This is a genomic window from Agromyces sp. Leaf222 (assembly GCF_001421565.1).
In the GTDB taxonomy this organism is placed as follows: Bacteria; Actinomycetota; Actinomycetes; order Actinomycetales; family Microbacteriaceae; genus Agromyces.
Genome location: NZ_LMKQ01000001.1, coordinates 2,372,408 through 2,387,331 on the forward strand (window position 1 = coordinate 2,372,408; position 14,924 = coordinate 2,387,331).

Below are 14,924 nucleotides of genomic sequence, written 5' to 3' on the forward strand. Positions count from 1 at the left end.
TGGTCTCTCGCGTCCGGGGCCCCCGCATGATGATCGACCTCGCCGGCGGGCGAATGTCAGGGCGTGACCTTGCCACCCGTTACCCCGAGCGTCTCTCCGATGACGTAGCTCGATTCCGCCGAGGCGAGGAACACGAACGCCGGAGCGAGTTCCGCAGGCTGGCCCATCCGCCCGAGCGGCGTGTCTTCGCCGAACTCGTCGAGCTTCTCGGGCGGCTGGCCGTCGGTCACCTGCAGCACGGTCCAGACCGGTCCTGGCGCCACCGCGTTCACGCGGATGCCCTTCGGCGCGAGCTGCTGGGCGATCGCCTTCGTGAACGCGTTGATGGTCGCCTTCGTCGACGCGTAGTCCACGAGGATCGGCGACGGCTCGTAGGCCTGGATGGATGTCGTGTTGATGATCGTCGATCCCGGCCGGAGGTGGGGCACCGCGGCCTTCGTGATCCAGAACATGGCGTACACGTTGGTCTTGAACGTGTCGTCGAACTGCTCGTCGTCGAGCTCGGTGATCTCCTCGACGTAGACCTGCTTACCGCCGTTGTTCACGACGAGGTCGAGCCCGCCGAGCGACTCCGCCGCGCGGGCGACGAGGTCGCGGCAGTACTCGGCCTCGCGCAGGTCGCCCGGGATCGTGAACACCTGCACACCGGCATCCTGGGCGATCGAGGCGATGCGCTGCGCGTCGGACTCCTCCTCCGGCAGGTAGGCCATCACCACGTCGGCGCCCTCACGTGCGAAGGCGATCACGGTGGCGGCGCCGATGCCGGAGTCCGCCCCGGTCACGAGCGCCTTGCGACCCTGCAGGCGGCCGGTGCCGCGGTACGTCTCCTCGCCCAGATCGGGCTTGGGGTCGAGTTTCGCCTCGAGGCCGGGCTCCGGCTGGTGCTGGCGCTTCGGGTCGGAGTCGGCGTAGAGCTTCGACGGGTCGGTGAAGGTGTACTGGTCTCGCGTGGGCTCGCTCATACCGTGAACCTACGTTCGGCGATGGAATCGCGGCAGGGCCTTGCGCCCAGTCCGCGTCATCGCTACCCGGACAGGTGCAGCACCGGCGCAGTCCTCCGAGAGCGCGGCGAGCACGGCAGCACGGCGATCACGGTTCGAGGACGACCTTGATGCATCCGTCCTCCTTCTTCATGAACGTCTCGTACATCTCCGGCGCCCGATCGAGCGGAACGCGATGCGTCACCAGGTCCTCGACGCCGAGCGGATCCGCGGGGTCCTCGACGAGCGGTAGCAGCTCGTCCCGCCAGTGGTGCACGTTGCACTGCCCCATGCGCAGGGCGATCTGCTTGTCGAACATCGAGATGAGTGGCATCGGGTCCGCGGCGCCGGCGTAGACCCCGCTGAGCGACACGGTCCCGCCACGCTGCACGAGATCGAGGGCGAGATGAAGCGCAGCGAGCCGATCGACGCCGGCCTTCTGCATCAGCGGCTTCGCCGCGGCATCCGGAAGGATGCCGACCGCCTTCTGCACGAACTCGACGCCGGGGTTGCCGTGCGCCTCCATGCCGACCGCATCGACCACGCTGGCGGGTCCCCGCCCCTCGGTCTCGTCGCGGAGCCGGTCGAGCAGGTCGTCGCCGAGATCGAAGGCCTCGATGCCGTGCCGTTCGGCCATCGCCCGCCGTTCGGGCACCGGGTCGACGGCGATCACCCGGTGGCCGAGGTGACGGCCGATGCGCGCGGCGAACTGCCCGACCGGCCCGAGCCCGAGCACCGCGAGCGTGCCTCCGTCGGGCACGTTCGCGTACTGGACCCCCTGCCATGCCGTCGGCAGGATGTCGCTGAGGAACAGGTACCGCTCGTCGGGAAGCTCCTGCCCGACCAGGTATGCGTTCGCATCGGCCCGCCGCACCCTGAGGTACTCGGCCTGCCCGCCCGGGACGGACCCGTACAGCTCGGTGTACCCGTAGAGGTCGGCGCCTGTTCCGGTCCGCCGATTCTGCGTCGTCTCGCACTGCGTCGTCAGGCCGCGCCGGCACATGTGGCACTCGCCGCAGGCGATGACGAACGGGATGACGACGCGATCGCCGACCGCGAGGTTCGCGACACCGGAGCCCACCTCCTCGACGACGCCCATCGGTTCGTGCCCGAGGACGTCCCCCTTCGACAGGAACGGCCCGAGCACGTTGTACAAGTGCAGGTCCGACCCGCAGATCGCCGTCGAGGTCACCCGGATGATCGCGTCCGTCGGATCCTCGATGTCCGGATCCGGTACTGTCTCGACGCTGACCTTGCCCGTCCCCTGCCACGTGAGTGCTCTCATGCCTCGACCCTCGCCGAGCTTCGAATCGCACTCAAGGGGCTGGACATCCTGAACCCGGACGAGGTAGCACCTGCCGCTCGCTCGTCGACGGCACCGACGGGCCGACGGGCCGACGGGCCGTTTGAATCCAGGCGAAGCGGCGTTCTCGCAGTACCGTCGAGGCCGTGAGGGTGATCTTCTCGATGTGGTCCGCGGCGTTCGTGCTCGGTCTGGCCTACAGGTTCGTCATCATCGCGACAGGGCGGTGATCCGGATGCGACTGAAACAGCACCCGCGACATGACGCCTGTGAACCTAGGTCGTCGCGTGGGAGCCGGTTTGAAGAATCTCTTCGATGTCCTGGGCGGAACGCGTCATGAGTTCCGTCATCTGTGCTCTCGCGGATTCTGCTGAACCCTCGGCGATCGCCTCGTAGACACCACGGTGGGCATCGAGGTATTCATGACCGGTGAGATGCTCGAGGGCGAGTTCATGGCGAGCGCGGATGGCGGGCTCGAGCACGACCTCGAAATGCGTGAGGAGTTCGTTCCCGCTCGCGGCGAGCACGGCGAGATGGAAGGCCACGTCCGCATCGACATGGTCGATGCGGCTGTCGGCACGATGGCTCGTCACCAGTTGCGCGAGCGCCTTCGAGATCTCTTCCAGCTGCTCGTCGTTTCGCATCGTTGCGGCGAGGGCCGCGGCAGCGGGTTCGATGATCACGCGGACCTGATCGAGTTCCAGAACGAGCCTGCCGTCGGGTGAGCCGGAGGAACGCCAGTTCATGACGTCGGCGTCGAGGAGTTGCCAACGCTCGCGCTCCGTGACGAACGTGCCGTGCTTCGGGCGTGCGTCGACGAGCCCCTTCGCGGTGAGCGCCCGCAGGGCCTCCCGGATGACGGTGCGGCTGACATCGAACTCGAACATGAGCGTGTCGGTGTCGAGGCTCTGTCCGGGTTGCAGCTCTCCGCGCATGATGCGAGCGCCGAGCGCGTTGACCACTTGCCCGTGGAGCCCTCGGTGGGTGAAACCGGTCATCTCTTCCCTCGCATAAATATGATTATCGTCACTCTGCGGGCCGAACGGGTGCTCGGCACTCGGTTTCTGCGATGACGGCGGGTGCGCCGCCCGAGGGCGACGCACCCGCCGTGGAATCGACTACTTCCCGGTGATGGTGAAGCCTTGCTCTTCACCGTACTGAAGTCCGGCGTCCTGCCATGCGGCGAGGCCGTCGTTCAGGTCGCCCTTGTCCTCGTAGACCTGCCCGACGGTGTCGCCGAAGATGCTGTTCGAGTACGCCTGGAACGGGAGGTAGGTCCACCCCGGGAGCACGTCCTTGGAGGCCTGCGAGAGGACTTCGTTGATCTTCTGACCGCCGAAGTAGTCGCTCTCGTAGTTGAGGAATTCATCCGACTCCAGGTCGGCGACCGTGGAGGGGAATCCGCCGCCGGCTGCGTGGATCGCCGCGCCTTCGGGTCCGTTGAGGAACTGGAGGAACCCGTACGCGACGAGCTTGTTCTTGCTCTGCTCGATGACGGCATCGCCGCCACCACCGTTCTCCGAGTTCGCAACGGTTCCGTCGTACGTGGGTACCGGTGCGACCCGCCACTGTCCAGCACCGGCAGGCGCGCCATTCTCAAGGTTTCCAGGCATCCAGGCACCGGTGACGAGGCTTGCGATGCTGCCATCGCCGAGCCCCTTGAACCATTCGTCGCTCCACGATGCGACCGGCGCGACGAGGTCTTCGGCGATCATCTGGTTCCAGACCGAGGTCCACTTCTGGGTGCCTTCGTCGCCGGCGAAGTCGATTCCGACATTCTCGCCGTCGACCGTATAGGGCTGCCCACCGGCTTGCCAGATCATGCTTTGCGCGAACCCGGGGTCGCCGATGTCGTTGACGATGTAGTGGTCCGGGTTGGCGGCGTGGATCTTCCGGGCAGCGTCGAGGTACTCATCCCAGGTGGTCGGTACATCGATGCCGAGATCGTCGAACACGTCTTGCCGATAGAACATGGCCATGGGCCCGGAATCCTGAGGGAGGCCGTAGATGCCTCCATTGATCGCCACAGACCCCCAAGTGCCTGGCGTGTACTGGTCAGCCAGGTCGGCGGCACCGAAATCGGTGAGGTCCGCGAGCGACCCGGAGAGCGCGAACTGCGGGAACGCGTAGTACTCGATCTGCGCGACATCGGGGGCGCCACTGCCGGCCTTGATCGCGTTCTGGAGCTTCGTGTAGTGGTCGTTGCCGGTGCCGACGTTCTCGAGCTTGACGTCGATCTTGGGGTACTTCTTCTCGAATGCGTCGACGATGTCTTCGGCCTGGGGCGCCCACGTCCAGAAGGTGATCGACGACTCCTTCTGGAGGGCGGCGTCGATCTCGGCCTGCGTGGCGCCGGTGGCGTCTGCTGCGTCGGTGGAGCCTGAGGAACAGGCGGCGAGCGTGCCTGCAAGGGCGACCGCGACGGCGGCGGCGGCCCAGCGACTGGTGCTGCGGAATCGGTGCATGGAACTTTTCCTTTCACTGCGTTGTGTGGATCGAGCACGGGTGCTCGGGGTCGTCTGCAGGATGGTGCGCATCACTGCTTGACGCTTCCGGCCGCGAGTCCCGACTGCCAGTACCGCTGCAGGAAGAGGAACGCGACGATGATGGGGACGATGGTCAGCAGGGAGCCCGTGATCACCAGGTTGAAGATGGCCTCGCCGCCAGCGGTCGATGCCTGGGCGTTCCAGGCGTTCAGGCCAACGGTCAGCGGGTACCACGTGGAGTCGCTCAGCATGATCAGCGGCAGGAAGTAGTTGTTCCAGGTGGCCACGATCGTGAAGAGCAGGACCGTCACGAAGCCCGGGGCGAGGAGCCGCGCCGAGATCGTGAAGAAGGTGCGGATCTCGCCCGCCCCGTCGATACGCGCGGATTCGAGCAGTTCGGTCGGGACGGCGTCGATCGCGTAGACCCAGACGAGGTAGAGGCCGAACGGGCTGATCAGTGACGGGATGATGATCGCCCACGGGGTGTTGGTCAGGCCGAGCTGGCTGAACATCAGGAAGGTGGGCACGGCGAGCGCCGTGCCCGGCACGGCTACGGCGCCGAGGACGACGGCGAACACGGCACGACGGCCCGGGAACGCGAACTTCGCGAGCCCGTATCCGGCCAGGGTCGCGAGCAGCGTTGCCCCGCCGGCTCCGAGCACGACGTAGAGCACGGTGTTGCCGAACCATCGGATGAAGGCGCCGTCGTCGTAGGTGAGGGTGTCGACGATGTTGTCCCACAGCGCGAAGTCGCCTGAGAACCACAACCCGAAGCTCGACAGAAGCGCGTCTTGGGTCTTCGTCGAGTTGATGAAGAGCCACACCAGCGGGAGCAGGGCGTAGATGGCGAGCACGGCCATGAGCACAGTGAGGAGGATCGATCGGCGTGGCGCCGATGCCGGACGCATGCGAGCGAGCTGAACGCGGCCACGGATGTGCGGAGTGACGACGGCTTTCGTCTCGGTCATCGGAGTTGGTCCTTCTGCGAGCCGGAGAGCTGGACGACATAGGCGATGAGCATGGTGATGAGCCCCATGATGATGGCGATCGCGGCCGAGTAGTTGAACTGCTGGCCGGCGAAGGAGAGGTTGTAGGCGTACATGTTCGGCGTGAAGTAGGTGCTGATCGCGTTGGGTGCGAGCGATTTCAGGATGTTCGGTTCGTTGAAGAGCTGGAAGCTTCCGATGACGGAGAAGATCGCGGCGATCACAATCGCGCCGCGGATGGCCGGGATCTTGATGTTCCACACGATCCGGTACTGGCCCGCCCCGTCGAGGGATGCGGCCTCGTACAGATCGGTCGGAATGACCCGAAGCGCGGCGTAGAAGATGAGCATGTTGTAGCCGATGAACTCCCACGTCACGATGTTGCCGATCGCGGCGAGGATCCAGCTTCCGGACAACGGGGCGGGGATGTCCAGGCCGAAGGCATCGTTGATGTTGCCGATGAGCCCGAACCGGGTGCCGAAGATGAAGCCCCACATCAGGGTCGCCACGACGGCGGGAACGGCGTAGGGCAGGAAGATCGAGATGCGGAAGAACGCCGAGAAGCGCAGGCGGCCGCTGTCGATCGCGAGAGCGGACACGAGCGCGATCACCAGCATGATCGGCACTTGGACGAGCAGGAACACCAGGACCCGGGAGAAGGACTCCCAGAACTTCGGATCGCCGAGCGCCTGCGCATAGTTGGCGAGCCCGACGAAGCTGTTGCCGCCGATGAGCTGCTCGCGGAAGAGGCTGAGGTAGATCGAGTAGACCACCGGTGCCACGAGGACCAGCAGGAACACCGCCATGAAGGGTCCGACGAAGATCCACCCGGTCCAGTTCGGTCGGTCGCGACGCGTTCTGAGCATCGGGCGGTCCGCGCGCACGGGCGGAGAAGACAGCACTGTCATCGGGCTTTCCTGTCGACGAGAAACGACGTTTCGTGATTCGAGTCCCGAACGCTGGTGTGCCTCCGGAACTTCCTGCAGGAGTACTATAAGCATATTATTTAGGAAATGCGAACGAGAGCCGTGCAGCACGGCCGACCTCGCGATCAACCGTTCGGGCACCCGTCGAAGTCGACGTGGAACGTCGACGACGAAGAGAAGGAGCAGCGAATGCGGCAGACACGAGCCGAGGCATGAACGAGAGCCCGGAGCGGCGAGGGGCACGAAACCTCGGCTCCACGGGCCTTCGGAGCCGGGCGTGGCTCGGCGACGGAGGCAAGAACGGCTTCATCGCACGACATCACCTGCGACAGGCGGGGTTCTCCGGGCGTCAGTTCGACGGGCGCCCGGTGATCGGCATCGCGAACACCTGGTCTGAGCTCACCCCGTGCAACATCCACCTGCGGGGTCTTGCCGAGGCCGTTCGCCGAGGCATCCAGCAGGCCGGCGGGTTCGCCCTCGAGTTCCCGGTGCTCTCACTCGGGGAGCCCTTCATGCGCCCCACGACGATGCTGTATCGCAACATGATGGCGATGGAACTCGAGGAGCTGGTTCGAGCCAATCCGCTCGACGCCGTCGTCGTGCTCACCGGCTGCGACAAGACCACGCCCGCTGCCCTGATGGCGCTGGCCAGCGTCGACCTGCCCTCGATCGTCCTGACCGGCGGGCCCATGCTGAACGGGCGGTTCCGAGGCCGCACCGTGGGCAGCGGCACCGACATCTGGCGCATGACCGAGGGCCTTCGCGCCGGAACCGTCACTCAAGAGGAGTTCACCGAATTCGAGAGCTGTCTCAACCGATCCCCCGGCCATTGCATGACGATGGGCACGGCGTCGACGATGGCGAGCATCACCGAGGCCCTCGGCATGCAGCTCCCGGGCGCGGCAGCGCTGCCCGCCGTCGATTCACGCAGGACCGTGCTCGCCGAAGACACCGGTGCACGCGCCGTGGAACTGGCGCTCGAGGGCCTTCGTCCATCCGAGATCATGACGCGCGAGGCGCTCGAGAACGCCCTGGTCGTCAACGCCGCGTGCGGCGGTTCGACCAACGCGGTCCTGCACCTGCTGGCCATCGCCGGCCGATTGGGGGTGCCACTCTCGCTCGACGACATCGACGCCGTCAGCCGCGAGATCCCCCTACTCGTCGACCTGATGCCGAGCGGACGGTTCCTCATGGAGGAGTTCGCCTACGCGGGCGGCGTGCCTGCGCTCATGGCCGAACTCCGCGAACGGCTGCACCTGAATTCGATCACCGTCACCGGGCAGACGCTCGGCGCCGACCTCGCGAGCGCCCGCAACGACGACTCCGAGGTCATCCGTCCCCTGGAGAATCCGGTGCAGCCGGCCGGCTCCGGCACCGCCGTGCTCCGCGGCAACCTCGCGCCGGACGGCGCCGTGCTGAAGGTCAGCGCGGCCGATCCCGACCTGCTCACCCACACGGGACCGGCACTCGTCTTCGATCGACTCGAGGACTACCAGGCGGTCATGGGCGACCTCGACCTCGACGTGACGGCCGACACGGTCCTCATCGTGCGCAACTGCGGCCCTCGGGGATACCCGGGCATGCCGGAGGTCGGCAACCTGCCGATGCCGGCGAAGCTCCTGGCGCAGGGCGTGCTGGACATGGTCCGGATCTCCGATGCCCGGATGAGCGGCACTGCATTCGGTGCCTGCGTGCTCCACGTGGCGCCCGAGGCCGCGGTCGGCGGTCCGCTCGCCCATGTCCGCACCGGCGACATGATCGTGCTCGATGTCCCGAACCGTCGCCTCGAGATGCTCGTCGACGATGAGGAGCTCGTACGTCGTGCCGCGACGTGGACTCCCGCCGAACCGCCCAGCGGCCGCGGATGGACGCGCATCTACACCGAGCACGTGACCCAGGCCGACACCGGCGCCGACCTGGACTTCCTCGTCGGCTCCAGCGGCAGCGAACCCGCCAAAGCCCCATTCTGATCGCGAGAGGACCACGTTGAACCACCCAAGAGTGACCGGCGTCTGCCCGGTCGTCGAAACCCCGTTCACCCCAGACGGAGCGATCGACATCCCGAGCTTCGAGCGACTGATCGATCGCCTCCTTGCGGCAGGCATTCGATCGGTGATGTACCCGGGCTTCGCCAGCGAGTTCTACAAGCTGAGCGATGCGGAACGGGATCAGCTCACCGAGATCCTGATCGAGCGGATGCATCGCGTACACGGGACCGTCGTCGTCGTGTCCGTGCCCGACCACTCGACCGCGCTTGCCGTGGCTCGTGCCCGCCGCGCCGTCGCGCTCGGCGCTGACCTGGTGAACATCCTGCCGCCTCACCTGCACGGACCGAGCACGAGCGCCGTGCAGGATCACGTCCGAGAGGTGCTCGCAGCCATCGACCCCACGCCGGCGATCCTGCAGTACGCGCCGGCGCAGACCGGCACGGCCCTGTCCGCCGCGACGATCTCGCAGGCCGCCGCGGCTGCGCCGAACCTGGTGCAGGTGAAGGTGGAGTCCGCGCCGCCCGGCCAGCTCATCGCCGCACTTCACGGCGAGGACCCCGCGCTGGACTCGGTCGTCGGCTATGCCGGCGTCCAGCTCATCGACGCCCTGCGGCGGGGAGCCGTCGGCGTTCAGCCCGGGAGTTCGTTCGCAGAGATCTACCTGCGCATCTGGCACGCCTGGGAGAACGGCGACCGCGACGCGGCGGTGCGGCTCCACACCAGACTCCTGCCCTACATCTCCTACTGGATGCAGTCGATCGAGCTCATCATCGCGGCGGAGAAGCGGATCTCGATGCTCCGCGGCATGATCGACACTGACGTCTGTCGCGCACCGGCACGGACCCTCGATGCGGAGGAACGGGCGATGATCGATCGATTCCTCGAGGAGTTCGCCGACCTCCTCTAGGGCGGACGACGGGAACGGGGCCGACCGAGCGAGCGCTCGGCCGACCCCGTTCCCGTTCGTCTAGTCGAGGGCGATGCTCCATCGCTGATGCGCACCGGAGCCGTCCGACCATTGGACGGCGGATGCGCCGTTCGACGTCGACTGGCCCGTGATGGAGAGCACCTTCCCACTCTTGCGGTTCACCAGCGCGTCGCCGCCGTCGTTGGTGGGAACCACCTTCCATTGCTGGTGATACCCGCCACCGTATGGCCACTGCACGGCGTTTCCGCCGTCGGCGGTGCTCTCACCCGAGATCGAGAGCGCCTGGCCGCTGTTGACGTTGATGACCTTGACGTAGCCATTGTCGGTGGGCTGGATCTTCCAATCCTGTTCGGCCCCGTTCGTCGCCGGCCACTGCAACACCTGAGCCCCGTTGGCCATGGATCCCGCCGAGACGGCGAGGTTCTTCCCGCTGTTCGCGTTGACGATCTCGTACGTCGCATTCGCATCCCACACGGGCTGCGACGGCGCGCCGACGTTCACCGAGAAGGACGTGACCGAGTTCGCGGGAAGCGTGGTTGCGAGTTGCTTGTTGGTGATCGCCGCTGCTGGGAGCGAGGCGAAAGACTCGGACGACGAGGTCCTCACGACCGAGGCCGATGAGCCGGTGGACGTGAATGCACCGAGGTTGAACGTCTTGTTCACGGCTGCGCCTGTGTTGTTGATCGCGACGAGCGACAGCTTTCCGTCTGTCGGCGTGTAGGAGGCCACGACTCGTGCGTCGCCACTGCCGATGATCTGGGAGCCCGGTCGGACGAAGTTCGTGTACTGCCGGAAGAAGTGATACATCTTGGTCTTCTCGTAGCTGTAGGTCGTTCCGACCATGTCCGCGTGGATCGCACCCCAAGTGATGTTGTACTGCTGCTGGATGGCCTCGTCTTCGACCGCCTGCCACATCACCCACGCGCTTGGACGCATGATGTCCATGTCCTTGGTGATCGCATCAGCGATCGCGAGACCGGGTCCGACGATGTTGTGATTGTCGCCGCCCGTGCCGTCGCAGCACCCCCACTCCGACATCCAGAGGTCCTTGCCCGTCGACGTGGCGACGTTCCGTACGCCCTGGCGGTCGCTGCCGCCGTACTCGTGCACGTTGATCTGGTCGACGGCGTTGCGGGCTGCAGGCGTCAGCGCATTCCAGTTGGACACGAAGTTGTTCAGGCTGGACGTCTCCGGCCCAGAGATCCGCGTGTCGAGCCCCTCGGCCGTCAACTTCGCGTTGAGCTTCTCGAGGATCGCGGATTGTGCGCCGGTCGAGAGCTTGTTCCCTTCGGAGATACCGGCCGGACTCCAGCAGATGTCATGCTCGTTGTACGGGGAGATCGTGCCGAAATCCGTCCCGAAATCGGTCCCGAATTTCTTCAGGACGGTGACCATGTAGGCCACGAATGCGTCGTAGTTCGCGGGAGCGAGGTTGTCGGTCGTCGCGCAGTTCGGATTTCCGCGAGGGTCGCCGCTGACGGTCATCCAGTACGGCGGACTGTTGACGAATGCCTCGAAGGTGTCGGCGCCCCGGTCCTTGGCCATGTCGAGCATGATCCGTTGCGGTTCATCGACGGTCCAGTCGTAGGCGACGACACCGGTCGTCTCGTCCTTCTGCAGGTAGGTCGGCACGGCGCCGCCCGGACGCATCGCCGCGATCGGGTTCGGGTCGGCGCTGCCGCCCAGGTTGTAGCGGACGATGTTGAGTCCGAGGCCTTCGGTGGGCGAGTACAGGAGGTCGGCGATCTCGGCGCGCTTCGCCTCGGGCCACGTCCCCACGCGGTCGCCCCACCACGCGAAGGCCGTGCCCCAGCCCTCCCAATCCGCGACTCGCACCTCACCGGGATCGATGTAGACCCCGACGGCGGCGTCGGCCGGCGCCACTCCTCCCAGAAGCGCACCACTCGCGACCATGACTGCGGCGGTGGTGGCCGCGAGCACGTTTCTTCTCCGATTTCGCATCAGCGAAATTCCCCTCTCGACTCCATTGGCGAGCTCAATCGAACCCGATTAATAGGTTTATACGATTAAAATGAGGAAGGGAAGTCCACGGTGGACCTTGCGGCTGCGATCAGGCGATACCCGGGAGCAGGCGAATTCGGAACGAACCCGACGCGTGCACCCCATCCGCACCGGTCTTCGACACGGCGGGATCCACCCAGTCGAAGGAACCGCTGACCGGATAGATGCGTTCGGCGAGCACGGCCAACTGGACGTCCGGGCGCGGTGCGAACACCTCGAACGCCTGCAGGCGCATCGCGCTCCCGGCCGACCACCGGTGCGAGCGACCGGTCACGGAGATCGTGAGCTCGTGGTCACCGTCGTTCAGGTCTTGCGCGCTGAAAAGTGTGTGGCCGGAGCAGTCCACCGGGGAGAAGAGGTCGACTCCGCTGGCAACCTCGACCCCGTCGAGCTCGATGTCGACGACACCGAGGTCTGGGCCGAGCGCGCCGAGGCAGTCGATCGCCGATCCGGAGAACCTCACGGTGGCGGTGGCACCGGCGTCGTCGGTTCGGTGGTCCACGAGGCCGACGGTGCCCTGATTGAGGCCCCCCGCCACTTCGCGGTACTCCCAGGCCCCGCTGAGCGAGACGTCAGGGTTGTCGGGCCTGATCACCCGCCGCGCAGGGAACAGTCGGGTGTGCTGCGAGCCGTCGCCGAGGTACTCGATGCCCGCACCGGACGCGTCCGTGACCGTCTGGTTCCAGACCGTACTGCGTCCCGCGCGGAAGTCGCGACTCCAACTGTCGGGCACGGAGACGTCGATCGCACCGCTGGCAACCGCGTTCCAGCCGGGAGCCTCCTCGCCGATAGCCCTTCGATCGGCGCTGACCTCACGGTGCGCGGACCCGCGCGACCGACCCAGGAACCCATCGCCCGCGATTCCGAGCGGGGCCGAAGCGATCCATTTCGTCGAAATCGGCTCCGGCCCGAGGCCCATGGCCAGCCCCAGCTCAGAGCTGCGGCCGATGAGTGCTCCGGGCGCCGCGTCGAGGCGGTAGTCGACCGAGATGATCCCGGCCGAGTCGATGCGAGTGGTGGTGGTGACGGCAAGTGCGCCCGCAGTGCCGTCCACTCGGATCACGACGTCATCGGCTTCGGTGGAAGCCTCGACGCGATCCGCGCACCAGGCTTCGAGCTGAAGGCCGTCCGCCCAGGGCTCCCAACCCGAGGAGAGCACCACCCGGCCACCAGTCACGGCTGAGAGGAGGTGCCCCGTCCGGGCATCGATGTCGATCGAGAAGCCACGCCCCGTGATCGTGATCCGAGCATCGTCTCGAGACCATGACGGCGCGGGCCCGGTCGCAGGCAACGCGTCGATCCCGGCATCTCGGTCATCGAGCTCGAGCGTCCGCTCGTCGATGATCCGGCCCGACGCCCCCTCGACCCGCAGTGTCAACGGCCCAATGCCGTCGAGCGCGCCCCGCAGCCGCACCGCGCCCGCCGAGGCCGGGGCGACGTTCGGAAGCGGCATCCGCACCTCGGATCCATCGGCCCTGCGCCAGACGAGGTCGAAGTCGGCGAGGCCGGTGCGGGAATGATGGTTCACGACCGGGATCTCGAGGTCGCTCCCATCTTCGCGAATCGAGCCGAACGCGAATTGCACGGGTGAGAAGGCACTCCGCACGGCCCACCATTCGGGCTTGCGGCGACGCCAGATGTCGAGGATGCCCCACGGGCCGAACCCGACCGTTCCACCGGGGAGCGCGAACTGCTCGTCGATCCCCGACCAGATCGCGATGCCGAGTCCCCCGTCGGCAGCGTACAGGCGCACCATGAAGTCGTTCAGGCTCGCCGCCCAGTCGGCATGGATGCCAGGGTCCCGTCGCAGATCCCCCGACTGATAGACCGGCAGATGCACCACCTCGTCGTGCAGGACGGGCCGGCCCGTGGACCCGAGATCTTCGCCGTAGGCCGGATAGTGCGAACTGATGACGTGTTCGGGCCCGCCCGCAAAGCTCATGATGACCGGCCGAGACGGATCCGACTCGACGGCGAGCTCGAATGAACGCCGGAAGTTCTCGCCCCACGTGCTCTCATTGCCGATCGACCAGATGAGCACGCTGGGATGGTTGCGGTCGCGTTCGATCATCTCGGCGAGAGGTCCGAGGTACTCGGGCGCGAATCGCTCATCGTCCTGCGTCGCCGGCCACCCGAACTGCCCGGCCCAGCAGACACCGTTCTCGACCTCGACGTAGATGCCCAGTTCATCCGCGGCATCCAGGAGCGCGGGATGCGGCGGATAGTGGGAGGTGCGGACGAAGTTGATGTTCGCGGCACGGAATCGTTCGAGGTCCTCGCGCTCGAGGGTGCCGTCGCTCGCTCGCCCGAGTCGCGGATGGATGTCGTGGCGGTTGATGCCGCGAAGCATCACCGGCACGTCGTTCACCACGAGCCGGTGGCCGTCAACCCGCACATCGCGGAATCCGATTCGCTGCCGATAGCGTGCGGACCCGACGACGAGCTCCAACTCGTACAGCGCCGGGGACTCGTCGCTCCAGAGTCGTGCGCCGGGCACGGCCGCGACGACGCGTGCGCTGCCGTCCGGAGCCGGAGTGACGGTGGCGGCGTCACCGAGGTAGACCTCGTCTCCATCAGGATCGGTGAGCCGCAATCGCAGCTGCAGCCTTTCTGCAAGATGACCGTCCTCAGCGCCGGACCCGACGATCTGGAGGTCGAGTTCGAGCCGAGCGTTCCCGGCTCCGGCATCCTCGATCGGCGTCTGCACGTGCAGCATCGCGAGATGCGTCCGGGGCAGGACCACGACCGAGACCGGTCGCAGGATCCCGCCGACCGGATGGAACGCGTAGTTGGATGCCGTCGAGACCGACTCGGACTGATCGGTGACACCGACCGCGATCAGGTTCGGCGAATCGGTGCGCACCAGATCGGTGACGTCGAACTCGAAACGCGTGAAGCCGCCGAGATGGGTGCCCGCAAGCACGCCGTTGACCCAGACCCGCGCGAACCCGTACACGCCATCGAAGCGGAGCACGATCCGGTGGTGAGCCGTCGGCCTCAGGTCGAGGCGCACCCGATACCCGAGTTCCACGTCGTGCCGGACGTCAAAGCCCTGCATCGCCGGCTCGCCGGGGACCGCGATCGGCCTCCATCCGGCGTCATCACCGTCAGGTCGCTCCCACCCGTCGGCGGGCTCGGGGTGGAAGGTCCACCCCTCGGACACCACCCGGATGGGGCGCTCGACGAGTTCGACCTGATGCGGCGTGGGAAGCAGGCGAGGGCGGGTGGGCGCGTTCAACACGGCGATTCCTTTCGAGCTGTCGGGACCGCGCGTCGATCGACGAGCGTGTGGGAACTTGCGCGAC

Annotated in this window: 10 protein-coding genes and 1 pseudogene; 2 read left to right on the forward strand and 9 right to left on the reverse strand. The window is 66.6% G+C overall.

Features of this window, described 5'->3' with window-relative positions; all coding sequences use genetic code 11:
• Positions 1 to 56: 56 nt before the first annotated feature.
• The 7 genes and pseudogenes from ASE68_RS10535 to ASE68_RS10560 all read right to left on the reverse strand — a co-directional run bounded on the left by ASE68_RS10535 (position 57) and on the right by ASE68_RS10560 (position 6,663).
• Positions 57 to 962, reverse strand: coding sequence for an SDR family oxidoreductase (locus tag ASE68_RS10535; RefSeq protein WP_055858130.1), 906 nt, complete (start codon positions 960 to 962; stop codon positions 57 to 59).
• A gap of 127 nt (positions 963 to 1,089) precedes the next feature.
• Positions 1,090 to 2,265 (reverse strand): alcohol dehydrogenase catalytic domain-containing protein, encoded by a 1,176-nt coding sequence (locus ASE68_RS10540; protein ID WP_055858132.1) that lies wholly within the window; start codon positions 2,263 to 2,265, stop codon positions 1,090 to 1,092.
• Between the two features lie 293 nt (positions 2,266 to 2,558).
• Positions 2,559 to 3,029: a FadR/GntR family transcriptional regulator gene (locus ASE68_RS10545; protein ID WP_235480900.1), complete on the reverse strand. Its 471-nt coding sequence runs from the start codon at positions 3,027 to 3,029 to the stop codon at positions 2,559 to 2,561.
• 51 nt (positions 3,030 to 3,080) lie between these two features.
• Positions 3,081 to 3,281, reverse strand: a pseudogene (locus tag ASE68_RS20825) (winged helix-turn-helix domain-containing protein); the annotation flags it as partial.
• Positions 3,282 to 3,401: 120 nt separating this feature from the next.
• On the reverse strand, positions 3,402 to 4,748 hold the full coding sequence (locus ASE68_RS10550) for a sugar ABC transporter substrate-binding protein (protein ID WP_055858137.1): 1,347 nt from the start codon (positions 4,746 to 4,748) through the stop codon (positions 3,402 to 3,404).
• A gap of 71 nt (positions 4,749 to 4,819) precedes the next feature.
• Positions 4,820 to 5,677: a carbohydrate ABC transporter permease gene (locus ASE68_RS10555; RefSeq protein ID WP_082462356.1), complete on the reverse strand. Its 858-nt coding sequence runs from the start codon at positions 5,675 to 5,677 to the stop codon at positions 4,820 to 4,822.
• A 56-nt stretch (positions 5,678 to 5,733) separates the two neighbouring features.
• The gene (locus tag ASE68_RS10560; RefSeq protein ID WP_055858142.1) at positions 5,734 to 6,663 is read right to left on the reverse strand and encodes a carbohydrate ABC transporter permease; all 930 of its coding nucleotides are present in this window, start codon (positions 6,661 to 6,663) and stop codon (positions 5,734 to 5,736) included.
• Positions 6,664 to 6,893: 230 nt separating this feature from the next.
• Here ASE68_RS10560 and ASE68_RS10565 point away from each other — a divergent pair, with 230 nt between their 5' ends.
• The gene (locus tag ASE68_RS10565; RefSeq protein WP_055858145.1) at positions 6,894 to 8,651 is read left to right on the forward strand and encodes an IlvD/Edd family dehydratase; all 1,758 of its coding nucleotides are present in this window, start codon (positions 6,894 to 6,896) and stop codon (positions 8,649 to 8,651) included.
• A gap of 16 nt (positions 8,652 to 8,667) precedes the next feature.
• Positions 8,668 to 9,576, forward strand: a complete 909-nt coding sequence (locus ASE68_RS10570) for a dihydrodipicolinate synthase family protein (RefSeq protein ID WP_200921698.1) — start codon at positions 8,668 to 8,670, stop codon at positions 9,574 to 9,576.
• Between the two features lie 60 nt (positions 9,577 to 9,636).
• Here ASE68_RS10570 and ASE68_RS10575 read toward each other — a convergent pair whose 3' ends face one another.
• On the reverse strand, positions 9,637 to 11,538 hold the full coding sequence (locus ASE68_RS10575; RefSeq protein ID WP_162238267.1) for an RICIN domain-containing protein: 1,902 nt from the start codon (positions 11,536 to 11,538) through the stop codon (positions 9,637 to 9,639).
• A gap of 130 nt (positions 11,539 to 11,668) precedes the next feature.
• The gene (locus ASE68_RS10580) at positions 11,669 to 14,677 is read right to left on the reverse strand and encodes a glycoside hydrolase family 2 protein (protein WP_369800087.1); all 3,009 of its coding nucleotides are present in this window, start codon (positions 14,675 to 14,677) and stop codon (positions 11,669 to 11,671) included.
• Positions 14,678 to 14,924: the final 247 nt, after the last annotated feature.